Annotated in this window: 21 protein-coding genes; 10 read left to right on the plus strand and 11 right to left on the minus strand. The window is 72.0% G+C overall.

Going from position 1 to position 23,306, the window contains the following annotated elements; translation table 11 throughout:
• Window positions 1-6: 6 nt before the first annotated feature.
• Entirely contained in the window at window positions 7-543 is a 537-nt protein-coding gene (locus I601_RS00540; RefSeq protein WP_068105084.1) for a MaoC family dehydratase, read from the minus strand.
• A 179-nt stretch (window positions 544-722) separates the two neighbouring features.
• On the opposite strand from I601_RS00540, the gene I601_RS00545 reads away from it, so the two are divergent.
• Window positions 723-1,274, plus strand: a complete 552-nt coding sequence (locus I601_RS00545; protein ID WP_068105087.1) for a DUF6174 domain-containing protein — start codon at window positions 723-725, stop codon at window positions 1,272-1,274.
• 28 nt (window positions 1,275-1,302) lie between these two features.
• Entirely contained in the window at window positions 1,303-2,406 is a 1,104-nt protein-coding gene (locus tag I601_RS00550) for a hypothetical protein (RefSeq protein WP_157519793.1), read from the plus strand.
• 68 nt (window positions 2,407-2,474) lie between these two features.
• On the opposite strand, the gene I601_RS00555 is transcribed toward I601_RS00550, so the two are convergent.
• Genes I601_RS00555 through I601_RS21000 form a run of 6 tightly spaced genes read right to left on the minus strand, consistent with a single transcriptional unit; the run spans window position 2,475 to window position 9,134 of the window.
• Window positions 2,475-3,671, minus strand: a complete 1,197-nt coding sequence (locus tag I601_RS00555; protein ID WP_068105091.1) for an acyl-CoA dehydrogenase family protein — start codon at window positions 3,669-3,671, stop codon at window positions 2,475-2,477.
• Window positions 3,672-3,674: 3 nt separating this feature from the next.
• Window positions 3,675-5,057 (minus strand): phospholipase D-like domain-containing protein, encoded by a 1,383-nt coding sequence (locus I601_RS00560; RefSeq protein WP_068105094.1) that lies wholly within the window; start codon window positions 5,055-5,057, stop codon window positions 3,675-3,677.
• Window positions 5,058-5,073: 16 nt separating this feature from the next.
• Window positions 5,074-6,192 carry a hypothetical protein gene (locus I601_RS00565; protein ID WP_068105098.1) on the minus strand — a complete coding sequence of 373 codons (1,119 nt, stop codon included), beginning with the start codon at window positions 6,190-6,192 and terminating at the stop codon, window positions 5,074-5,076.
• Window positions 6,193-6,202: 10 nt separating this feature from the next.
• Window positions 6,203-6,436 carry a DUF6752 domain-containing protein gene (locus I601_RS00570; protein WP_237089512.1) on the minus strand — a complete coding sequence of 78 codons (234 nt, stop codon included), beginning with the start codon at window positions 6,434-6,436 and terminating at the stop codon, window positions 6,203-6,205.
• Entirely contained in the window at window positions 6,433-8,007 is a 1,575-nt protein-coding gene (locus I601_RS20995; RefSeq protein WP_068105103.1) for a class I SAM-dependent methyltransferase, read from the minus strand. Before I601_RS20995 ends, I601_RS00570 begins: the two co-directional genes overlap by 4 nt.
• Entirely contained in the window at window positions 8,004-9,134 is a 1,131-nt protein-coding gene (locus I601_RS21000) for a hypothetical protein (RefSeq protein WP_068105106.1), read from the minus strand. The genes I601_RS20995 and I601_RS21000 overlap by 4 nt, the downstream gene beginning before the upstream one ends.
• A gap of 181 nt (window positions 9,135-9,315) precedes the next feature.
• Here I601_RS21000 and I601_RS00585 point away from each other — a divergent pair, with 181 nt between their 5' ends.
• Together I601_RS00585 and I601_RS00590 are read left to right on the plus strand one after the other, a co-directional pair.
• Window positions 9,316-11,178, plus strand: coding sequence for an alkaline phosphatase family protein (locus I601_RS00585; protein WP_157519796.1), 1,863 nt, complete (start codon window positions 9,316-9,318; stop codon window positions 11,176-11,178).
• Between the two features lie 69 nt (window positions 11,179-11,247).
• A complete protein-coding gene (locus I601_RS00590; protein WP_068105113.1) occupies window positions 11,248-12,873 on the plus strand; it encodes a sulfatase family protein in 1,626 nt (541 codons plus the stop codon).
• 4 nt (window positions 12,874-12,877) lie between these two features.
• Here I601_RS00590 and I601_RS00595 read toward each other — a convergent pair whose 3' ends face one another.
• On the minus strand, window positions 12,878-13,993 hold the full coding sequence (locus I601_RS00595) for an endonuclease/exonuclease/phosphatase family protein (protein ID WP_068105116.1): 1,116 nt from the start codon (window positions 13,991-13,993) through the stop codon (window positions 12,878-12,880).
• Window positions 13,994-14,062: 69 nt separating this feature from the next.
• Window positions 14,063-15,151, minus strand: a complete 1,089-nt coding sequence (locus I601_RS00600; protein WP_068105119.1) for a hypothetical protein — start codon at window positions 15,149-15,151, stop codon at window positions 14,063-14,065.
• 53 nt (window positions 15,152-15,204) lie between these two features.
• Here I601_RS00600 and I601_RS00605 point away from each other — a divergent pair, with 53 nt between their 5' ends.
• Genes I601_RS00605 through I601_RS00620 form a run of 4 tightly spaced genes read left to right on the plus strand, consistent with a single transcriptional unit; the run spans window position 15,205 to window position 18,548 of the window.
• On the plus strand, window positions 15,205-16,485 hold the full coding sequence (locus I601_RS00605; protein WP_068105122.1) for a magnesium transporter MgtE N-terminal domain-containing protein: 1,281 nt from the start codon (window positions 15,205-15,207) through the stop codon (window positions 16,483-16,485).
• The gene (locus I601_RS00610) at window positions 16,478-17,011 is read left to right on the plus strand and encodes a DUF1003 domain-containing protein (RefSeq protein ID WP_068105125.1); all 534 of its coding nucleotides are present in this window, start codon (window positions 16,478-16,480) and stop codon (window positions 17,009-17,011) included. Before I601_RS00605 ends, I601_RS00610 begins: the two co-directional genes overlap by 8 nt.
• An 11-nt stretch (window positions 17,012-17,022) precedes the next feature.
• Window positions 17,023-18,186, plus strand: coding sequence for an Mrp/NBP35 family ATP-binding protein (locus I601_RS00615; RefSeq protein ID WP_068105128.1), 1,164 nt, complete (start codon window positions 17,023-17,025; stop codon window positions 18,184-18,186).
• A gap of 23 nt (window positions 18,187-18,209) precedes the next feature.
• Window positions 18,210-18,548 (plus strand): sec-independent translocase, encoded by a 339-nt coding sequence (locus I601_RS00620; RefSeq protein WP_068105131.1) that lies wholly within the window; start codon window positions 18,210-18,212, stop codon window positions 18,546-18,548.
• A gap of 1 nt (window position 18,549) precedes the next feature.
• Here I601_RS00620 and I601_RS00625 read toward each other — a convergent pair whose 3' ends face one another.
• Window positions 18,550-19,089, minus strand: coding sequence for a hypothetical protein (locus tag I601_RS00625; protein WP_068105134.1), 540 nt, complete (start codon window positions 19,087-19,089; stop codon window positions 18,550-18,552).
• A 115-nt stretch (window positions 19,090-19,204) separates the two neighbouring features.
• Between I601_RS00625 and I601_RS21310 the strand changes: the two genes are divergently transcribed.
• Window positions 19,205-19,846 (plus strand): LysM peptidoglycan-binding domain-containing protein, encoded by a 642-nt coding sequence (locus I601_RS21310; protein WP_169834645.1) that lies wholly within the window; start codon window positions 19,205-19,207, stop codon window positions 19,844-19,846.
• A 41-nt stretch (window positions 19,847-19,887) separates the two neighbouring features.
• Entirely contained in the window at window positions 19,888-20,415 is a 528-nt protein-coding gene (locus I601_RS00635; protein WP_068105137.1) for an Rv3235 family protein, read from the plus strand.
• A gap of 20 nt (window positions 20,416-20,435) precedes the next feature.
• On the opposite strand, the gene secA is transcribed toward I601_RS00635, so the two are convergent.
• Window positions 20,436-23,255: a preprotein translocase subunit SecA gene (gene secA / locus I601_RS00640; protein ID WP_068105140.1), complete on the minus strand. Its 2,820-nt coding sequence runs from the start codon at window positions 23,253-23,255 to the stop codon at window positions 20,436-20,438.
• Window positions 23,256-23,306: the final 51 nt, after the last annotated feature.

Genomic DNA, 23,306 nt, shown 5'->3' on the forward strand with positions numbered 1-23,306 from the left:
GCCGGGTCACTCCTGCGCGTCGGGACCCGGCCAGTTCTTGTCCGGCTGCGGCACCGGGCGACCCGGCTGCTCGCCCCCGCGCTGCTGGAGGTAGCTGTCCTTGGGCACCATCACCTTGCGGCGGAAGAGGCACACGACCTTGCCGTCCTGGTTGTAGCCCACGGTCTCGACGTGGACCACCCCGCGGTCGTCCTTCGAGGTGCTCTCCCACTTGTCGAGCACCCGGGTCTCGCCGTACAGCGTGTCCCCGTGGAAGGTCGGCGCGACGTGGCGCAGGGACTCGACCTCCAGGTTGGCGATCGCCTTGCCCGACACGTCCGGCACCGACATGCCCAGCAGGATGGAGTAGACGTAGTTCCCGACCACCACGTTCTTGCCGAACTGGGTGGTCTCCTCGGCGTAGTGGTTGTCGAGGTGCAGCGGGTGGTGGTTCATCGTGAGCAGGCAGAACATGTGGTCGTCGAACTCGGTGACCGTCTTGCCGGGCCAGTGCTTGTAGGTCGCGCCGACCTCGAACTCCTCGTAGCTGCGACCGAACTGCACGACGACTCCTCCTGGTGGGGCTCGGACCGCGGCACGCGCCGCGGTCGGGACGGCCCCATCGTGTCCGAAGCCCGTCACCGCGTCAGCCCCCAGCGGGGTGGGCTTCGTCACCGTGCGGTGCCTCGATGGCCCAGGATGGCGGCGTGCAACCAGGAACGCGCCCCGCTCGTCCAACGACCATGACCCACCTCCGGTCCACCCCGCCCCTGATGGTCCTGCCCCTGCTCGCGGTGCTGCTCGCCGGATGCGGGGACAGCGAGCCGGGGCTCGGCGCCGACCCGACCGCTAGCGACAGCGCGGTCGAGACCGGCGACCCGACGCCCACCCCCACGACCAGCCCCACCCCCACGACCAGCGCCACGCCGGGGACGTACCCGGACTTCGCCCCGACCGACTACTCCTACACCCTGACGCTGACCTGCTACTGCCCCGACGCGGGCCTGCCGATCCGGGTCACGGTCGCGGGCGACGAGGTCGTCGAGGCGGTCTACCTCCGAGGCGGCGGGCGCGGCGGCGCGGTCGCCGGCGAGGACGTCCCCCCGGGGCGCGCCGCCACCATCGACGAGGTCATCGAGGCCGCCAACACCGAGGACGCCTACCGGGTGGAGGTCGACTGGCCCGAGGGCCAGGACCACCCCTCCTCGGTGTCCGTCGACCGCTCGAAGCTCACCGTGGACGAGGAGGTCGGCTACCGGGTCCGCGACGTCGAGGTGGCCGTCGGGTCGGGCTGAGCCTCCGTCGTGCGAGGATGACCGCTCCTTGAGCGGAGCGATCGAGAGGCAGGCGATGGCGGAGCGAGTGCTGCTGCACGTCGGACTGATGAAGTCGGGCACGACCTTCATCCAGGGTCGGCTCAACGCCAACCGGGAGCTGCTGGCCGAGCAGGGGGTGCTGTTCCCCGGCCCCACGTGGGCCCGGCACGCCCGGGCGGTCTCCGACCTGACCGAGTCCCAGCACGCCCAGGAGGGCGCCTGGGCGTCCCTGGCCGAGGAGCTGCGTGCGCACCCCGGCACCGCGATCGTGTCGATGGAGTACCTGGGCCCGATCTCCGCCGACCGCATCCGCCAGGTCCGGGCCGACCTGGACGGGTCGCCGGTCGAGGCGGTCGTCACCGTGCGCGACCTGGGTCGCAGCGTGCCTGCGATGTGGCAGGAGACCCTCAAGAACCGCAAGAGCTGGGGCTGGTCGGAGTACCTGACCTCGCTGGAGGACGGGGGCGACGCCGGTCGCCGCTTCTGGCGCCAGCAGGCCGCCGACCGGGTGGTGGGCCGCTGGGCCGAGGTCCTGGGACCCGAGAACGTCTCGGTCGTCACGGTCCCGCCGCCGGGGGCACCCGGAGAGCTGCTGTGGGAACGCTTCTGCGAGGTGGCCGGCATCGCCCCCGCAGCGTGGGTGGAGGCGCCGCGCGCCAACGAGTCGCTCGGGGTCGCCTCGGCGCTGCTGATGGGTCGGCTCAACGAGCACCTCGGCGACCTGGCGCTCCCGGAGTACAACAAGAAGGTCAAGGCCCTGGGCAAGCACGTCCTGGTGCGGCGTCGCGCCGACGAGGAGGCCATCGGCTTCACGGTCCCGCGTTGGTTGCGCAAGCGCGCGCGCACGATGATCACGGGGATCGAGGCGACCGGGGTCCGGGTCGTCGGCGACCTCGCCGAGCTCGAGCCGCTCGACGTCCCGGGCGCCGACCCCGCCGAGGTGGCTCCCGAGGCCCAGCTCGACGCCGCGGTCGTGGCGCTCGCGCAGGTCCTGCGCGACGGCGGGATCCGGCGCCCCGGCCACGGTGGCGGCAAGGGCCGGGGTGGTCGCAAGGGCCGCGGCCAGGGCAAGGGCAAGGGCCGGCGCAGGGCCAGACGCACCGAGGCGTAGGCCGCAGACGCCGCTGCCCGCACGACCAGTGGTCGGTGCGGGCAGCGGTCGGGGCGTGCGGCGCCCGGTCAGCCGATCTTGTACTCCTGGAGGAGGCTGCGCCCGATGATCATCTTCTGGATCTCGGCGGTGCCCTCACCGATGAGCAGGAACGCCGCCTCGCGGTAGAGACGCTCGATCTCGTACTCCTTGGAGTAGCCGTAGCCGCCGTGGATGCGGAACGAGGCCTGCACGACCTCGTTGCAGTACTCCGCGGCGAGGTACTTGGCCATCCCGGCCTCGACGTCGTTGCGCTGGCCCTTGTCCTTGGTCCGGGCGGCCCGGACCATCATGGCGTGGGCGGCCTCGACCTTGACGGCCATCTCGGCGAGGCTGAACTGGATCGCCTGGTGCTGGGCGATCGGCTTGCCGAAGGTCTCGCGCTGCTGGGCGTAGGCGATGCCCAGCTCGAAGGCCCGGTTCGCCACCCCGCAGGCACGCGCGGCGACGTTGACCCGCCCGACCTCGACACCGTCCATCATCTGGTAGAAGCCCTTGCCGGGCTCGCCGCCGAGGATCTGGTCGGCCGAGATCCGGTGGCCCTCCAGGACCAGCTCGGTCGTGTCGACGCCCTTGTAGCCCATCTTGTCGATCTTGCCGGGCACGGTGACGCCCTGAGCCGTCTCCCCGAAGCCCGGCTCCTTCTCGACCAGGAAGGTGCTCATGTTCTTGTAGACCGAGTCGGCACCCTCGTCGGTGCGCACCAGCACGGCCACCAGGTTGGAGGAGCCACCGTTGGTCAGCCACATCTTCTGGCCGTCGATGGTGTAGCCGCCGTCGTCACCGCGGGTGGCCTTGGTCTTGATGGCGGCCACGTCGGAGCCCAGACCGGGCTCGGACATCGAGAACGATCCACGGACCTCGCCGGTCGCCATCCGGGGCAGGTACTTCTGCTTCTGCTCGTCGGTGCCGTGCTGCATCAGCATGTAGGCGACGATGAAGTGGGTGTTGATGACGCCGGAGACACTCATCCAGCCGCGCGCGATCTCCTCCACGCACAACGCGTAGGTCAGCAGCGACTCGCCCAGCCCGCCGTACTCCTCGGGGATCATCAGGCCGAAGACGCCGAGCTCCTTGAGGCCCTCGACGATCTCGGTGGGGTACTCGTCGGCGTGCTCGAGCTCGGTGGCCACCGGCAGGATCGCCTTCTCGACGAAACCGCGCACCGCCTTCAGGATCTCCTGCTGGTCCTCGCCGAGGCCCTCGGTCTCACACAGTCGCGCCATGGGTCACTGGTCCTTCCACTCGGGACTGTCGGTCCCGAGCCCGTCGTCGTAGATGCGCTGGTCGGAGGTGGCCGCGCCGTCGAGGCCTCGTCCGCTGACGCTCTGGTAGGGCACCGCCCGGGTGCGGTTGTTCCACATCCAGTCGAAGTTGGCGAGGTACTGCTTGGTGGCCTTGCCCTGGTCGAACATCCGGAAGATCAGCTCGTCGCCGCGCAGGCCGCTGTCCTGGTAGTTGCTGGAGCCGGTGACCACGACACGCTTGGAGGAGTCGTTGCCGTAGTTGCCGGAGATGATCAGCAGCTTCATGTGGCTGTAGAGGTCGATCTCGCCGTCGAGGTCGGTGTCCATGCCGTTGGAGCGCACCGGGACGTAGCCGCGCGAGGTCCGCACCCCCAGCTCGTTGCGCACCTTCTTGCCCGCATAGCCGTACTGCAGCTTGACGTCGCAGCCCAGGGCGTAGAGCTTGCGCATCCGCCGGGCCAGGTAGGTGCCGCGGTCACCGTCCCAGGCGTGCATGTTGACGCGGATCCGCGTGCGGCCCTGGTTTCCGGTGCCACCGGTGGCGCCCAGGCACTTGACCGGGTCGAGGATGGTGTCGATCGGGTCGTGGTCCGGCCCGTTGCCGTGGAAGGGCAGCGCCTGGAGCTGGAAGGCCTTGCCGATGTTCTGCACCCAGTAGTTGGGCTTGGCGACCTTGTCGCGCTCCATCTGGTCGTGCAGCGCGTCGAACGCCCGGTAGATCTCGGGCACGTTGTTGCGCGTCCACAGGTCGTTGTACTGGTTCTTGGCGCCGTTCATCTTCATGTTGACCGAGCCGGTCATCACGACGTTCTTGGCACGACCGGTCCTGGAGAAGAGGAAGTACTTGTCGTGGTTGTTCTCGCCGGAGGAGCGGCACCCGTTGGTGCACTGGTAGATGTAGCTGCGCTTGGCCCGGTTGGCACCGATGACGCTGCGCAGCTTCTTCTGCGCACCCGGGATCTCGTGGTTGTTCATCAGCACCTGGACGTCCACACCGCGGCGGTGGGCCTGGATGAGCGCGTCGGCGACCGGGTAGCGGTCGAAGGAGAACAACGAGATGCGGATCATCGAGTCCGGCTTGGCGTGCCGGATGGCACCGAGGACCTGCTGCTCGAGGCGGAACTGCGTGGCGGGACCGGAGCGGGGCACGTTGAACTTGGCGCCGGCGACCGGCTTCCAGCCCGTCTTCTTCCTGGCTGCGACGGCGGGCCTCGCGGCGCTCGACGCGAGGGAGGCGGCAGTGGTCGTGGCTGCCACCCCGGGGGCGGTCGGACCGCTCGCGGATGCCAGCGAGGTCCCCAGGCCGCTCAGGACCAGGACCGTGGCGGCGGCCAAGGCGGTGACCGGCTTCCAGTCGCGTCTCACGTGTGTTCCCCTCTCGTCACCCCGGCCGGGGCGTGCGACGTGGAAACGTAACACGCGACAGTGACCATCTCCGTGGTCGTGACGGGACTCGCACCAGGGCGTCGCGCTCACGCGTGAGCGACCTCACGTCGCTGGTCAGGCGGGCGATCGCCACGCTCGCGGCGGCGAGCATCTCCCCGTCGTCGACCTCGTCGGGGTGGCGGCGACCGCTCAGCTCACCCGGGGCCAGCAGGTCGAGGTCCCCCACCACGTCGAAGCCGCCGTCACGCAGCATCGCCGACGCACGCTCCCCGCGGGCCACCAGGTCGGCCAGGGTCTCCTGCGAGGGTCGGAACTTCTCCCGGGAGGACGGCAGCACCCCGCCCTCCCCCAGGTAGCCGCGGATCCAGGTGCCACGGTCCACGGCGGAGCGGAAGTCGTCGAGGTGCTTGTTGACGCGGCGCAGCAGCTCGACCTCGACCAGCCCGAGCGAGGCGTTGGCGGCCGACTCCGGGACCTCCAGCCCCTCGTCCCCCTGCCCCAGGACGCCGAGGAAGCGGCGCAGCAGCTCGGCGGGCTCCGAGCGGCCGGGCGCCATCGGCAGCACGTGGACCCGGTCGTGCGGCAGCACCGCCCCCCAGCGCTCCAGCACGATGGCGAGGTCGAAGCTCGGCCAGCCCCACTCCCCCGTGTCCGCGCGCGCACCGTCGGGCGGGTAGGCGTCGATGCGCCCACGGGCGCCGTTCTTGACCCACTCCTGCCAGCGCGAGATGAACAGGTCGGGCATCGCGCGGGCGGTGACCAGCACGTGCACCTCGGTGTCGGGCAGGTCGGCGACCACGCGGTGCACCTGCTCCACGGAGGCGGCGGCGAAGAACTCGTGGGAGATCAGCACGTCGCCCGGCCAGGCCAGCGCCTCCTCCACCAGGTCGCGCCACGGATGCGCGGTGTCACCGGGGCGACGGGCCAGGCCCGGGTCCTCGCGGACGTCGAGGGAGGCCAGCAGGTGGCGACGCCGCGCACCGGGCAGGAGCAGCCCGCGTCGGCGCAGCAGCGCGCGGTTGCCCCACAGCGCGTCCTGCAGGTACGTCGTACCCGTCTTGGGCAGCCCGACGTGCAGGAAGACCCGCCGCGGCGCCGACCTCACGGTGCTCATCGGGGACCGGTCACGTGACGGAGGGACCTGCGGGGTCGCTGACCCCGGCGCGGTACTTCTCGAGGAGCTCGAGCACCCTCGGGTCGTCGCTGTCGGCCAGCGGCACGAGCAGCTCGGCGACGAGGTCGGTCAGCTCGGCGACCCGCAGGTTCATCGAGCGGCACTCCTGCACCTCGGCCTCGAGCTCGCTGACGCGCCGGGCGAGACCGGCCTGGCCACGGTACTGACGGACGAGGTTCTTCACTGAGGCCACTGGACCACCAATCTGCAGAGGTACGGGGTCGCACCGGGGTCGGTCGGGCCGGGGCGCTCCCCGGCGAGGTCGTGCCGAGCCACCACGGTGCCACCCGAGGCCTCGACCTGGGCGACCAGGGCGTCCACGTCGATCGGGTGCACCCCGAGGGGGTTGCCGCCGGGGGCCGGGGCGGAGAGCACCTGGAGGTAGAGCCGGCCCTGGCCGCCCAGCGCCATCCGCGCCAGGCGCAGCAGGTTCGCGCGACCGTCGGCGTTGGTCGCGTCGGCGACGTGGCGGGCCAGCACGACCCGGGGGCCGGGTTCGCGTGAGAGCAGGGCGCCGGTGACGAGCGCCGAGCGGACCTCGGTCAGGTTGGCCCAGCGGAACGTCGCGGGCAGCCCGCGCCTGGCCAGCTTGCGCTGCTTGCGTGCGAACGCCCGTCGCGAGTAGTCGAGCCCGATCGCGTGCACGCCGTGCTTGGCCAGGAACGCGACGTCCGCCCCGGTGCCGCAGCCGACGTCGACGGCCGTGGTGGCGTCGCGCTCGCGCCGGCGCACCCAGCGCACGAAGTCGCTCGGGCGCTCCTGGCTGCGTCCCTTGGCGCGGGAGTAGTAGGGGTCCCACACCTCCTCGCGCTGCACCCGGGTGCCGCGGAACCAGCCGTTGAGGCGGCGCCGCGTGCCGGCGGGCGTCTCGAACTGGTAGGCCGGGTCGGGCACCCGCCACGACTCGCCGTACATCGCCGCGAGCAGGCGCTCGGGCCGGGCGGGCACGGGCAGGTCCCGGCCCTCGAGGCTCGCCGTGCCGAGCGGCCAGATCCACTCCCGCTCGAAGGGATGGCCGACCTCGCCCATCAGGTAGAGCACGCCCTCGCGCAGGAAGCCGCCGAAGACGTCGAGCCCCCGGCGGGTGCCGTCGGACTCCTGGACGAAGATCTTGAACGCGAGACCGGAGTAGCGGGTGACCGGGTAGCCCATGTCGACCAGTGCGCGCTGGAGCCGGAAGGACTCGCGCACCACGTCGGCCGGGTGGTCGTGGGCGCTGACGTAGCCGAGGTCGGCGTCGGAGTCGTGGCCGATGAAGCCGCCCTGGCGGACCGCGCCGAGCAGCGTGCCGTAGGCGATGAAGGCGTGCACGCCGGCGGAGCGCAGCGCGGTCAGGACGTCCTCGATGGAGTCCAGGAGCGGGTCGAGGTGCTCGGCGGAGCGGTCGGCGAAGAGCCGCATCAGCCGCATGCTCTTGTCGAGCCCCAGCGGGTTGCCCTGTCCGTCGGCGACCGTGATCCGTTGCTGGGGGTCGTCGGGCGCGCCCAGCACCACGTCCTCGGCGAAGAGCTCCGCCGAGGTGGCGTGGTCGACCAGCGACAGGCGGGTGCGACCGACGAGGTGCGGGCGCAGCGGCGCCGGCCATGCCCAGAAGCGCTCTGCGCCACGGGCGACGGTGTCGCGCTCCAGCCAGAACGAGCCGATGCGCTGCTCGTCGAAGACGAGGTCGACGGGGCGGTCCTGCGCGCCGCGCGGCAGGTCGACCCACACCCCGGTCTCGTCGGTCCGGGCGTCGAGCCCGTCCGGCGTGCTCATCGTCGGTCCTCCTGGAGGTTCTCGGTGTCCTGCGCCCGCCGCAGCAGCACGACCGCGTCGCGGACCAGGGCGTCGACGTCGTCGCGCGCCGGCCCGGACCCGGGCGTCCCGGCGCGGGCGGCGGCGTGGTCGTGCACGACCTGGGCGCAGCGCAGCACGTGCTCCGCCGGCGGGGGCGGGGCCTGCTCGGGGTGGCCGGACAGGTCGTCGGGCACCGGGAGGTCCGCCAGGTCCCCGACGAGCCCGACCCGCCCGTCGGCGACCAGGCCGCGCAGGACCTGGTTGCGCTCCCGGGCCCAGTGGGCGGCCCGGGCGTCGAGACGCGGCCGGTCCTGCTCGTCGCGCAACGGGGCGAGGACACCCCGGGCGAGGGGGCGCACCAGGCGCCGGTAGGTGCGTGGCGCCAGGTCGTCGAGGTGCGGGTTGGCGCGGCGCAGCCAGTCGCACGAGGCGTAGCCGAGCGACTCGTTGTCCGCGACCCCCTCGAGGTCGGCCACGTCCGGCTCGAGCCCGGTGGCCCGGGCGAAGCGGCGCCACAGCTCGTCCCGGGGCGCCGAGGACGGCGGCACGGTGATGACGTCGATGCCGGAGACCGCGGGCACCGACCACCGCTCGACGATCGTCGCGACGTCCTGGGCGCGATGGAACGTGCGGTGGGCCCGTGAGGGGCGCTTGCGGGCGGGCACCGGGGCCTCGATGGCGCGCAGGTAGGCGGACCAGTCGTCGGTGCCGAGGTTGCGGGTGTAGGTCTGCCACTGGGCCGGCAGCACGCGGAACTGGTCGCGCACGGTCACCAGGACGCGGACGTCGAGCCCCTCGAGCGGCGCCAGGAAGGCCTCGACGTGCCGCGGGCCGGCGAAGCTGAGGAACTCCATCGACACGACGCCGGTGTGGCCCTCCATCTGCTGCGCGGCCCGGGCGATCTTGTGCCATCGGCGCAGGTTGCGGCGCTCGTCCTGGGGCAGCTTGAGGACGTCGCGCACCGCCTTGGTCTGGCGCGCGAAACCACCCAGGAACTCCACACCGGTAGCGGCGATCTCGTCCTTGTTGCTACCCAGGACAGACTGCACGTAGCTGGTGCCGGTCTTCATGGCACCGATGTGCAGCACGACGCGGCGACCCATCATTCTCCCTGCTCCTCGCGGCACCCTCGACCACGGCCGGCCACACGCTACGCCACGTCGTGCGCCGCGAGCACGAGACGAAACACGGGTTGTCACAGTAGCATCACCAGCACCGCTGGCCCCCTGAGCAACACCGCGGGGTCGGAGGCCTTCCCACCAGCGAGCACGTCAGGACGTCGTACCCATGAGGCTCCACAGGATCGCACCCCCCCGGTCCGGTCGCCGACTCACGACCGCACTCCTCTCCAGCGCACTGTTGCTCGGCGCGGCCTCGACCCTGCCGAGCACGGCCGAGGCTCCCCCCGCCCGGTCGGCGGCGCAGCCGGCAGGTCCGCTGACCTTCCAGGTCAGCTCCTTCAACCTGCTCGGCGCCGGGCACACCGACGGCGCGAAGCCGCGACGCGGGTTCGACAAGAGCGAGGTCAGGCTGCGGCGCGCCATTGAGATCCTCGACCGCGAGAGCATCGACGTCGTCGGCTTCCAGGAGATGCACCAGGCGCAGTTCCAGAAGTTCACCGAGTGGGAGAGCGCCCGCTTCGGCCTCTACCCCGGCAGCCAGCTCGGCGCGGCCCCGATGCACAACTCGATCGCCTGGCGCACCGCGCAGTGGCAGGCCCTGCGCACCGAGTCGATCAAGATCCCCTACTTCAAGGGCAACGAGATCCGGATGCCGTACGTGCTGCTGCAGCACGTCGAGACCGGTCAGCAGGCCTGGTTCCTCAACGTCCACAACCCGGCCGACGCCCGGGGACCGGCCCAGAAGTGGCGGGACGAGGCGGTGCGACGCGAGAGCGCCCTGGTCAACCGTCTGCGCGCGCAGAGCCCCGGGGTCCCGGTCTTCTTCACCGGCGACATGAACGACCGCGAGGAGTTCTTCTGCCCCGCCGTCGGGCGCACCGAGCTCCAGGCCGCCAACGGCGGCGGCGCGGACGGCGACGTCTGCGAGCCACCCCCGGGCATGCGGGTGGACTGGCTGCTCGGCACCGCCCCCACCGTCTTCACCGGGTACGCCGCGCTGAGCGACGCGCTCGTGAAGAAGACCACCGACCACCCCGTGATCGTCGCCGACGCCGTCATCCCGAACGCGACCGTCCAGGCCTCCCCCATCGACCGGGTCGTGGTGCTGGCGGTCGAGGGGCTGCGCTCGTCCTCCCTCGACCTCGGTTCCGGTGCCTTCGGCCGCCTGGCGCAGGAGGGCGCCTCGACGCTCAACGCCCGCACCACGCTCGAGTCGACCTCGCCGCTGCCCAACGCGGTGTCGATGCTGACCGGACGGCGGGTGGACGCCGCTGCGCTGGGCCACGGCGTGGCCTACAACAACGACCGTGGCGAGACCGTGCGCACGACCGCGGGACGCTACGTCTCGAGCATCTTCGACGTGGTGCACAACCAGGGCGGGCGCACCTACCTGGCCGCCAACCGGAACCGCTTCGACATGGTCGACCGCTCGTGGGACGCCACCAACGGCGGACGGGACCCCTACGGCTTCGACGACGGGGCCGACAAGATCGACAAGTACTTCCGCGGCGGCAACGACTACCGCCTCGTCGAGGACCTCCGGGCCCGCCTCGAGCGGCGTCCGGCCACGTTCACCTACGCCGAGCTGTCCAGCCTCGACAAGGTGGGGCGCAAGCAGGGCTTCGCCTCCGAGCGCTACGCCAAGGCGCTGCGCCGGGTCGAGCGGATGGTGGGACGCACCCTCGACAGCATCTCGGGGTCCAGGAAGCTGGCCGGTCGCACGCTGCTGGTGGTCGCGGGCACCAACGGCGGGGTCGACGGCGCCGCTCGCGACGACGACCGCACCGGCAACTACACGGTGCCGCTGATGGTCTGGGGACCCGGCGTGGTGCCCGGCGCCGACCTCTACGACCTCAACCCCGAGTGGTCGGACCCCGGCAACCAGCAGGCGGGCTACGAGTCCCCGGCGCCGATCCACACCGGGATCGTGGCCAACCTGACGCTCTCCGTGCTGGGCCTGCCGCCGCTCCCGGGCAGCCTGATGAACAACACCCAGCGGTTCGCGGTGCTGGGCGGACCGCAGGGCTAGGTCCCTCGGGTCCCTGCCTAGACTCGACCCTCCCCACCCCCGCAGGACCCGCCAAGGAGCTGTGCACCCATGTCCCCTCCGCCCAGGTACCGGCGGGTCCGGCCCCGGCGTCTCGGCGCCGCCGCCGTGGTCGCCGCGCTCACCCTGGCCGGGTGCACCTCCGGCGGCGGGTCGCCGGAGGACGGCGGCCCGGGGGCGGACCCGACCACGAGCCAGCCGCCCCGCAACGACGCCCGTCCCGGGCTGACCTCGGTGCGCGATCCGCGCCCCTCCGACCGGGTCCTGCCGCGCGGTGCCGGCGGCCGCGCCACGCCGACCCCGGTCGACTCCCCCGAGCAGCCGAACCTGCTGATGATCACCCTCGACGACGCAGCGTGGGGCGACATGGTGCACATGCCGCGGCTGCAGGAGCTGTTCGTCGACCAGGGGGTCACCCTGCGCAGCGCCCTGGCCCCCAACCCGATCTGCGTGCCCGCCCGCAGCTCGCTGCTGACCGGGCAGCACTCGCACAACCACGGCACCTGGAACACCACCCAGGACGCGGGTCACGGCCTGGACCGCCTCGACGACTCCAGCACCCTCCCGGTCTGGCTGCAGGAGGCCGGCTACGAGACGTTCTTCCTGGGCAAGTACCCCAACGGCTACACCGACGGCACCGTGGTGCCGCCCGGCTGGACGGGCTGGCGCGGTCTGGTCGACCCCACGACGTACAACTTCGTGCGCCCGACGGTGAGCATGGACGGGGTCGAGGAGCGGTTCGAGACCTACTCCACGACCCTGCTCTCCGAGCAGAGCGACGCGCTGCTCAGCGACCCCGCCCGCGCCGACACGCCCTGGTACATGTGGCTCAACTACGTCGCCCCGCACCACGGCGGCCCCGACGCACCGGACGACCCGGCGGTGCTCTACCCCGACGACCCCGACCCGGTGAAGACCACGACCCCCGAGGACCGGGACGTCGACACCTTCTCCGACCTCGACCTGAGCGACGCGCCGAACATGTTCGAGGAGGACGTCAGCGACAAGGTGCTCGTCCGCTCCACCCAGCGCACCATCTCGCAGCAGCGGCGCGCCCAGATGCGCGAGGCGCACCAGCAGCGCGTCGAGTCGCTGCAGTCGGTGGACCGGGCCCTGGGACGGACCCTGGCGACCCTCGAGGACACCGGCCAGCTGGACCGCACCTACGTGGTGCTGACCTCCGACAACGGCTACACGCTGGGGGCGCACAACCTCGAGGGCAAGCTCTGGTACTTCAGCGAGCTCGTCGGCGTGCCGATGTACGTGCGCGGCCCCGGCCTGCCCGAGGGCGAGGTCAGCAGCACCCCGGTGACCAACGTCGACTGGGCGCCGACGTTCGCGGCGCTCGCGGGGGCCGAACCCACCTCCTCGGTCGACGGGGTCGACGTGCTGCCCTGGATCACCGGTGACGCCTCCCGTCGGGTGGTGCCGATCGAGGCCTACCCGGTCAAGCGGGGCAGCAAGCGGCTCTACCGAGGTGTCGTGGTGGGGCCCTGGACCTACGTGCAGGGCAGGTCCGGGCGTGCCGAGGCCTACTACCGCGAGGTCGACGAGTGGGAGCTGGAGAACCTCGCCGGGGATCCCCGCTACCGCGAGCAGGTCAGCGAGCTGAAGAAGCTGACGCGCAGCGCCGCCACCTGTGCCGGCGACGGGTGCCCGTCCACGTTCTACCGCTGAGCGGCTACTCCTCCGACTCGCCCGTCCCGCCGATGGTCCCCGTCGCCACGATGACCGGGTGGTCGGTGGTGCGGTTGACCAGCTCGGTCTCGAGAGCAGCGAACGACGAGAACGTGATGTCGGGCGAGCCCAGGATCCAGTCGACGTTCATCCGCGCGGGCGGGGCGCAGGCGCTGCCCGTGGACCCGCCGTTCGCCGCACGCAGGCTGCTGCTGCGGGTGATCGGGCAGAAGAACTCGGCCCGGTCGTTGAAGTCGCCGGTCATCACCAACGGCGTGCCGGTGGCGGTCAGCCGGTTGGCCAGCGCGGCCTCGATGCCGACGGCGGCGTTGCGCCACTTCTGCGCCGGACCGTGCGCGTCGGCGGGGTTGTGGAAGTTCGCGAACCAGACCTGCTGGCCGGTCGCGTTGTGCTGGAGCAGCACGTAGGGCATCGGCACCCGGCGACCTCCGAAGTACGGGATCGCCACGGTCGCGGCCTCGACACGGGTCCACACGTCGCTGCGCCAGATCACCGAGTTGGCCATCGGCCCGGGGCCCAGGCCCGGTCCGGGGTAGACCTGCCAGACCGGGGCCGAGGAGCGCAGCGTGTTGTACTGCGGCGCCTGGAGCTCCTGGAGCCCGGCCACGGTGACGCCCTCGTTGGCGAGGATCTGGATCGCCCAGCGCATCCGGGTCACCCCGTCGGTGAAGCGGGAGTGCCGCCCGCCGGCCTTGGTGTGGTTGGCGCCGAGCACGTTGAAGGAGCTGACCCGGAAGGTCGTGGGCCCCTGGCTGGACTCCCCCTCGTCGCGGGAGGCCGCGCGGACGCGACGCGCGAGCTTCCCGCCGCCGTGGACGCGCTGCGGTCGGGGCGTGCGGGTCTCCCCCGGCTCCCCGAGGTAGCCCTCCGGCTGGATGACCACCCCGGTCACGACGCTGCGCGGACCCGCCTGGTTGGCCGGAGGCAACGGACGTCCGTCGGAGCCGAGGGCCACCGAGGCGCTCTCGCGACCGCCCTGGGAGGTCACGAGCAGGACGGCAGCGGCACCGATGACCAGGGCGAGGACACCGGCGAGCAGGCCTTGGACCAGTGCTCCCCTGCCGGGTCCCTCGGTGGGGGAGCCGTAGTGCTTGGCCATGCCTCTCCCCTCGGTGTGCTCTGCTCGAATCGGTGTGCGGCGACGAGAGTACCCGACCTGCCGCCGACGTCAGCGCTTCGCGAACCACCTGCGACGGCGCTCCGGGGCGAGCAGCCGCGCCGCCACGGCGGCCGGATCGGCACCGGCCGGGGGCGCGGTGTCGGGCGCCGGGTCGCCGGGGCCGGCCAGCACCGGGGCCAGGTCGTCGGCCTCGCCGTGCACCGCGTGACCCGCTGCGCGCACCTCGTCCAGCCAGGCCCGGGACGCCGGCTCGAGCACCTCACGCAGCGCGGCCGGTGCCCGCGGGGGCGCCCCGGCGTGCTCGGCGAGCACGCCCTCGGCGTACTCCCGCTTCACCAGCCGCAGGCGCCTGGCGACGTCGGCGGCGTCCCCGCGGGTGGCGAGCTGCTCGACCTCCCGGTTCACCGCGCGCAGCAGCGCGACCTGCTCGGCGCCGAGCGAGGGGTTGGCACCCACGGCGGCCAGCGGGTCGACGATCGCAGGATCGATCCCGCAGGCCGCGGCGAACCGTTCCCACAGCAGCGCGCGGGGTGCCCCCGGAGCAGGTGCGAGCACGAGGTGCCCACGGCCCTCGGGCAGCGGCTCGGTCCAGCGCTGCAGGGCGGCGGCGAAGTCCTGGGCGTGCCAGAAGTGCGGCCGCATCCCGCCCGCGTCGGGACCGGCGTCGCGGCCCGTGTCGGCGCGCAGCTCGGTGCGCTCGAGCTCCGCGAAGCTCGTGGTGGCACCGAGCTTGACCTGCTCCTGCCAGTGCGCGACGGCCTGGCGACCCAGGTCGCGCGCCGTCACCACCACGTGCACCTCGAGGCCCGTGAGCGGCGCCAGCGCGCGTCGTACCTGCTCCGGGGTGGCACCGGCGAGGACCTCGTGGCTCAGCACGGCCGTCGAGCCGCCCTCCTGCTCGAGGAAGGTCCGGGCCCGGTCGCACACCGCCTGCCAGGTGCCCCGCACGCGGGCGGGGTCGAGACCGAACTTGGCCTCGCTGCCCCGCACCTCCACCGCCCCCTCGAACATCGCCCCGGCACGCACGAACGGGTAGACCACGCCTGCGGCGCGCAGCGCGTCACGGTGCCCGGCCAGGAGCCCCTGCAGATAGGTGGTGCCGGTCTTCGGCAGACCGATGTGGAGGACGACGCGCACCGCACCATCGTGCCACCGAGGCGAGCCGGCGCCGCGGAGGCTAGTTTGGGCCCGTGAGCTCGAGCCCCTCCCGCGTCTACGCCGCACGCCTGGTGGGCCTGCCCATCTTCGACCCTCGGGGCGACCAGGTGGGCAAGGTCCGTGACCTGGTGGCCGCGGTGCGCTCCGAGGTCAGCCAGCCCCGCGTGCTCGGGCTGGTCGCGGAGGTCTTCGGGCGACGCCGGATCTTCGTGCCGATGACTCGCGTGACCAACATCGACAGCGGGCAGGTCTACACGACCGGGCTGCTGAACATGCGTCGCTTCGAGCAGCGCTCCACCGAGACCCTCGTGATCGGCCAGATGCTCGACCGCACCGTCACCATCCACGACACCGGCCACAGCGCGGGGGTGGTCGGTGTCGTCTACGACGTCGCCATGGAGCAGGCCCGCAACCGGGACTGGGTGCTGAGCCGGGTCGCGGTCCAGGAGCCCGCCAAGGGCCTGCGGCGCAAGGGCCAGACGCACGTCGTCGAGTGGCGTGACGTCGACGGGCTGACCCGCCGCGAGGAGACCCAGGGCGCCACCCACCTGGTGCACGCGCTCAACGAGATGCGCCCGGCCGACGCGGCCACGATGCTGCACGACCTCCCGATCGAGCGGCGCACCGCCGTGGTCAAGGCGCTCGACGACGAGCGGCTCGCCGACGTCCTCGAGGAGATGCCCGAGGAGGACCAGGTGGAGATCCTCAGCCACCTCGCCGACGAGCGTGCCGCCGACGTGCTCGAGGAGATGTCCGCCGACGACGCCGCCGACCTGATCGCCGAGCTGCCACCCGAGACCGCCGCCAACCTGCTGGCGCTCATGGAGCCGGACGAGGCCGAGGACGTGCGCCGCCTCCTGTCCTACGTGGAGGACACCGCCGGGGCGATGATGACCCCCGAGCCGGTCATCCTGGGCCCCGACGCCACGATCGCGGACGCCCTCGCCCACGTGCGCAACCCCGACCTGACCCCGGCGCTGGCCTCGCAGGTCTACATCTGCCGTCAGCCCCTGGAGACGCCCACCGGCAAGTTCCTGGGCGTCGGGCACATCCAGCGGCTGCTGCGCGAGCCCCCGTCGACGCTGGTGGCCGGGGCGCTCGACGACACCATGGAGTCGTTGCGGGCCGAGGCCGGCATCGACGAGGTGGCCGCCCACCTGGCGACCTACAACCTGGTCGCCGCCCCGGTCGTCGACGAGAACGGGCACCTCGTCGGCGCGGTCACCGTCGACGACCTGCTCGACCACATGCTCCCCGAGGGATGGCGCGACCGGCGTCCCCGCAAGCGGCAGCCGGAGGTGGGCCGTGGCTGAGCAGCAGCGGCGCAGCCGTCTCGACACCCCCCGCGACACCCGCCGTCAGCTCGTCCGGCGCCCCGCCGTCGACGCCGACACGTTCGGGGTGTTCGCCGAGCAGTTCGCGCGGTTCATGGGGACCGCGAGCTTCCTGCTCTACATGACGTTGTTCGTGGCCTTCTGGCTGCTGTTCAACGTGCTGTCGCCCGACGGCATCCGCTTCGACGACTACCCCTTCATCTTCCTGACCCTGATGCTCAGCCTGCAGGCGTCGTACGCCGCCCCGCTGATCCTGCTGGCCCAGAACCGCCAGGAGCAGCGCGACAAGGTGATCGCCGAGCAGGACCGCCAGGCGAACACCCGGGCCCACGCCGACATGGAGTTCCTCGCCCGCGAGGTCGCCTCGTTGCGGATGTCGGTCGGCGAGGTGGCCACCCGGGACTTCGTGCGCAGCGAGCTGCGTGCCCTGCTGGCCGAGCTCGACGAGCGCGACGAGACGTCCACCACCCCCGCCGAGGACGGTTCCCCGCCCCGGACCACCTAGACTCGGGGATCATGAGCAGTCCCTCCCTCGACCAGGTCCAGGCCGCACTCGCGACAGTCAACGACCCCGAGATCAAGCGCCCGATCACCGACCTCGGCATGGTCGGCTCCGTCGAGATCTCGGAGGCGGGGGTGGTCACGCTGACCGTCCTGCTGACGGTCTCCGGATGCCCGCTGAAGGAGACCATCACCCGCGACGTGACCACGGCCGTCTCCAAGGTGCCCGGCGTCACCGACGTCGACCTCACGCTCGGGGTGATGAACGACGAGCAGCGCGCCGGGCTGAAGGAGACGCTCAACGGCGGCAAGGCGCAGCGCGAGATCCCCTTCGCCCAGCCCGGCTCGCTGACCAAGGTCTTCGCGATCGCGAGCGGCAAGGGCGGTGTCGGCAAGTCGTCGGTGACGGTGAACCTCGCCCTGGCGATGGCCAAGGAGGGGTTCAAGGTCGGCGTCGTCGATGCCGACATCTACGGCCACTCGGTGCCGGCCATGCTCGGCGTGGCCGACTCGCGACCGACCCAGGTCGACGACCTCATCATGCCGGTCCCCACGCCCTCCGGCGTCTCCGTCATCTCGATCGGCATGCTCAAGCCGCGCCGCGACCAGGTGGTCGCCTGGCGCGGACCGATGCTCGACCGCGCCCTCGTGCAGATGCTCGCCGACGTCTACTGGGGCGACCTCGACATCCTGCTGCTCGACCTGCCGCCGGGCACCGGCGACGTCGCGATCTCCCTGGGCCAGCACCTGCCGGGCGCCGAGGTCGTCGTGGTCACCACGCCCCAGGAGGCCGCGGCCGAGGTGGCCGAGCGGGCCGGGACGATGGCGTCGATGATGCACCAGCGCGTCGTGGGCGTCATCGAGAACATGAGCTTCCTGCCCTGCCCGCACTGCGCCGAGGACGGCGTCGAGCACCGCCTCGAGATCTTCGGCAGCGGCGGCGGCGCCCGGGTCGCCGCGACCCTGTCGGGCCGCTTCGGCTACGACGTGCCCGTGCTGGGCGAGATCCCGCTCGACGTGTCGCTGCGCGAGGGGGGCGACTCCGGCAAGCCGATCGTCGACTCGGACCCGACCGCGCCCGCCGCCCAGGTGCTCTCGTCCGTCGCCACCCGCCTGGCCGGCCGCGGTCGCGGCCTGGCCGGCATGCAGCTCGGACTGACGCCGACGCGCTCGGCCTAGGTATCGACCCCTAGGCTGTCGGCGTGTTCGGAATCGGGCTGGCGGAGCTGGCGGTCATCGCGCTCGTCGCCATCTTCGTCTTCGGGCCCGAGAAGGTCCCCGAGCTGGCTCGTCAGGCCGGGCAGTGGATGAGGACGGCGAAGAAGTTCGCCAACAACGCCCGCGACGAGCTGCGCGAGGAGCTCGGTCCCGAGTACGCCGACCTCGAGCTGCGCGACCTCGACCCGCGCACCATCGTGCGCAAGCACATCATCGAGGCGATGGAGGACGCCGACGACGAGGACGAGCGCGAGCAGCGCCGCCCCGGCTTCCAGCCCCTCGACGAGGGCGAGCTGCCGCCCTACGACCTCGAGGCGACCTGAGCTAGCCGGCGTCGCGGCTCTGCACCGCCGCCAGCACGTCCAGGGCGACCAGCTGGAGCCGCTCCCCCGTCGCGCGCAGCTCCACGAAGTCCGCACCCACCCGGGTCGGCACCCCCTCGTGCCGGGCGCCGTCGACCAGGTGCACCACACACCGCTCGCCGGCGTCGGCCAGTCGACGCAGCGCGGACGACACCCCGAGCCGCGCGACCCGCGGCCAGGCGACCTCGGGCACCGACCGTGCCGGGAGGTCCCGCGCGACCGAGACCGCCGCGGTGCGCACCACCCAGTCCTGGGCCGGACCACGCACCAGCAGCCACCCTGCCCCGACGCGCTCCAGCCTGCCGCTGACCACCCCAGCCCCCCGGACGTCGAGGACCACCTCCGCTCCGGTGGCGGCCATCAGACGGCTCGCGAGGGTGACGTCGGCGTACGCCGCACGGGAGCGGTCCGTGAGCTCCAGGGAGCGCTCCGCATCGAACATCGCCTCAGCCTGCTGCTCGAGGTCGTCGAGGATCGCGAACAGCTCCTCCTCCCATGCCATGGCGGGAGTGTGGCACGCGGCGACCGCAGCTGTGGAGGAGCAGTTGACGATCAAGGCTTCCGAACGTTGAATGATGCAAACGGAAGCAAACGCAACGATCGAGAAGGTTCTCGGGATGATCGCCATCGGATCCGCCCCGCGCAGGCGTTGCCTGCTCGTCTGGACCGGCGCCACCGCCGCCGCGGCGCTGCTCCTCGCGCTGCTGGTGCCCGGCGTGCTCGCCGGCGGCAGCGACTTCGCCGACCTGCTGGTGCGGTGCTGCGCCGCGGTCTTGGCCGGCTGCGTCGCCTGGGCCTGGCTGGTCACGAGCGTGGTCGTGCTCGAGGCAGTGCGCGGCCAGGGCGCACCCGCACCGGCGCCCGGGTGCCCCTGGGGCCTGCGCAGCCTGGTGCTGCGGGCCTGCGGCCTGGCCCTGGCCGGTGTCGCGGTGTCGGCCCTCTGCCCGGCCCAGGCGACCCCCGACTCGCTGCAGCAGGGCAGCGCCGTCAACGCGACGCTCGGCGGCGACCCGCTGGTCGGGCTTCCCCTGCCCGACCGCGCCCCCGGAGGCGCCCGGCGCGCGCGCACCGTCACCGTGGCGCCGGGCGACACCCTCTGGGGCCTCGCCGCCCGTCGTCTCCCCGACGCGTGTGACGCCGCCGTCGCGGAGTACTGGCCGCGGGTGCACCGCGCCAACCGTGCGGTGGTCGGGGCGGATCCCGACCTGCTCCGGCCCGGCCAGCTGCTGCGGCTGCCGCCCCCACCCCCGGCCTCGTGAGGCCGTCCCCACCTGTCAGACCGGACCGAAGGAGCTCGACCATGGCTGCACCGACCCGCTTCGACCCCGTGCCGCTCGCCGCGGTCCAGGGCACCCTCGCCCTCGACCTGCAACCGCGTACGGCGCCGCCGCGGCCACCGCGGGCGCGTCCGGGCTCGAGCGCCGGTCCGGGTCAGGTGCTGCCCATCGACCAGCGCGCCCGTCGCGAGGGCGAGCAGTGGGCCGGCACCTTCGCCCAGGCGGTCGTCGAGGTGGTCGGCGGCGACCGGCCCTCCTCACAGCTGGTGCGGTGGACCAGCCGCACCGTGCACGAGGACCTCACCCGACGGGCCCAGCTCGTGGCCCGGGCCGGCGGCCACCAGCCGGGCGTGGCCCGGGTGCAGCCGGTGCGGCCGCAGGTGCTGAGCGTGCACACCTGCTTCCCGTGCCGCGACGTCCTCGAGGCGAGCGTGCACGTGGCCTACGGGCACCGCTCCCGCGCACTGGCGGCCCGCTTCGAGCGGCGCCCCGGCAGCGCCGGGACGCGCACTGGAGAGCGGTGGCTGTGCACCGCTCTCCAGTTCGCCTGAGACGTCTCGCCCGTGGGACCTCAGCCCTGGGCGCGCGCCGTGGTGCCGGTCGGACCCTCGGGGGCGCCGTGGCACTGCTTGAACTTCTTGCCCGAGCCACAGGGGCACTTGGCGTTGCGGCTGACCCCGGCGTAGGGGTCCTCGACCGTGGCGACGTCGGCGCGGACCTCGGCCTCGCCGACCTCGTCGGGCGCGGAGTAGGTGAGGTTCTGCGGCGCTGCCGGGGCGTCGAGGCCCTTGGCGTGGATGTGCGGGACGTCCTTGCCGGCCTCCCCGCCCATGACGGGGGCGCGCAGGCCGGGAGCGACCGCCAGGACCGGCTGCTCCTCCTCGTCCTGCTGCTCGTCGACGCTGACCTCGAGGTTGAAGAGGAACCCTGCGGTCTCCTCCTTGATGCCGTCCATCATCGTGGCGAACATCTCGAAGCCCTCGCGCTGGTACTCCACGAGCGGGTCGCGCTGCGAGTAGGCACGCAGGTAGATGCCCTCGCGCAGGTAGTCCATCTCGTAGAGGTGCTCACGCCACTTGCGGTCGAGCACGGAGAGGATGACGCGGCGCTCGAGCTCGCGGGCGACCTCCTCGCCCATCTCGGCCACGCGCGCGTCGTAGGCGCTCTGGGCGTCGGCCTTGAGGCGGGCGATGATCCGCTCGCGGTCGAGCTGGGCCTTGCCGCCGACCTCCTCGACCAGGGCGTCGAGGTCGACACCGACCGGGTAGATCTGGGCGAGGTCGATCCACAGCTGCTCCAGGTCCCACTCCTCCGGGAGCTCCTGGGTCGCGCCGGTGACGTAGCCGACGACCACGTCGTCGATGAAGGTGCGGATCTGGTCCTCGATGTCGGCGCCCTCGAGGACCTCGCGGCGCTCGGAGTAGATCACCTTGCGCTGGCGGTCCATCACGTCGTCGTACTTCAGGACGTTCTTGCGCGACTCGAAGTTCTGCGACTCGACCTGGCCCTGCGCGTTGGCGATGGCGCTGGTGACGCGCTTGTTCTCGATCGGGACGTCGTCGGGGATCTTGAGGACCTGGAGCACCCGGTCGACCCAGTCGGACTTGAACAGCCGCATCAGCTCGTCCTGCAGCGACAGGTAGAAGCGGGACTCGCCCGGGTCTCCCTGGCGACCCGACCGGCCACGCAGCTGGTTGTCGATGCGGCGCGACTCGTGCCGCTCGGTGCCCACGACGTAGAGGCCGCCGAGCTCCTTGACCGCGTCGTGGTCGGCCTGGACCTGCGCCTTGACACGCTCGAGGGTCTCGGGCCAGGCGGCCTCGTACTCCTCGGCGGTCTCGCCGGCCGGCTCGAGGCCGCGCGCACGCAGCTCGTCGTCGGCGAGGAACTCCACCGCGCCGCCGAGCATGATGTCGGTACCGCGACCGGCCATGTTCGTGGCGACCGTGACGGCGCCCCGGTGGCCGGCCATCGCGACGATCTTGGCCTCGTCGGCGTGCACCTTGGCGTTGAGGACCTTGTGCGGGATGCCCTGCTTCTTCAGCAGCGCACCCAGGTACTCCGACTTCTCGACCGAGACGGTGCCCACCAGGACCGGCTGGCCCTTGGCGTGCCGCTCCGCGATGTCGGCGGCCACGGCCTCGTACTTCGCCTCCTCGGTGCGGTACACCAGGTCGGGCTGGTCGATGCGCGCCATCGGGCGGTTCGTCGGGATCGGGGTGACGCCGAGCTTGTAGATCTTGTCGAACTCCGAGGCCTCGGTCATGGCCGTACCGGTCATGCCCGAGAGCTTCTCGTAGAGACGGAAGTAGTTCTGCAGGGTGACGTTGGCCAGCGTCTGGTACTCCTCGCGGACCTGGACGCCCTCCTTGGCCTCGATCGCCTGGTGCAGGCCGTCGTTGTAGCGACGTCCGGCGAGCATCCGGCCGGTGTGCTCGTCGACGATGAGCACCTCGCCGTCCATGACGACGTACTCCTTGTCGTTGCGGAACAGCTCCTTGGCCTTGATGGAGTTGTTCAGGAACGAGATGAGCGGGGTGTTGGCCGACTCGTAGAGGTTCTCGATGCCGAGGTGGTCCTCCACCTTGGTGATGCCGGGCTCGAGCACCGAGATCGTGCGCTTCTTCTCGTCGACCTCGTAGTCGACGTCCTTCTCCAGGCGGCGCGCGATCTTGGCGAACTCGCCGTACCACTTCACCTCGTCCTGGGTCGGGCCGCTGATGATCAGCGGGGTCCGGGCCTCGTCGATGAGGATGGAGTCGACCTCGTCGACCACGGCGAAGTTGTGCCCGCGCTGGACGCAGTCCTCGATCGAGGAGGCCATGTTGTCGCGCAGGTAGTCGAAGCCGAGCTCGTTGTTCGTGGCGTAGGTGATGTCGCAGTTGTACGCCTCGCGGCGCGCGTCGGGGCGCAGCTCAGGCGTGATGACCCCGACCGTGAGGCCCAGGAAGTGGTGCACGCGGCCCATCTGCTCGGCCTGGTACTTGGCCAGGTAGTCGTTGACCGTGACGACGTGCACGCCCTTGCCGGACAGGGCGTTGAGGTAGGACGGCAGCACCGCGACCAGGGTCTTGCCCTCACCGGTCTTCATCTCGGCGATGTTGCCGAGGTGCAGTGCCGCACCGCCCATGACCTGGACGTCGAAGGGCCGCATGCCCAGCACCCGCTTGGCCGCCTCACGCGCGGTCGCGAACGCCTCGGGCATCAGCTCGTCGAGGCTCTCGCCGTCCTCGTGCCGCTTGCGCAGCTCGGAGGTCATCGCCTGCAGCTCCTCGTCGCTCATCGCGACGAAGTCCTCCTCGATGGCGTTGACGGCCTTCGCGATCCCCTCCAGCTGGCGCAGGATCTTCCCCTCACCGATGCGGAGGAGTTTGTCGAGAATCACGGGCACGGCGGGGCTGCTCCTTGCTGTGGAAGACCGACGACGACTCATGCCGCGGCG

Origin of the sequence: Nocardioides dokdonensis FR1436 (assembly GCF_001653335.1) — a bacterium.
In the GTDB taxonomy this organism is placed as follows: Bacteria; Actinomycetota; Actinomycetes; order Propionibacteriales; family Nocardioidaceae; genus Nocardioides; species Nocardioides dokdonensis.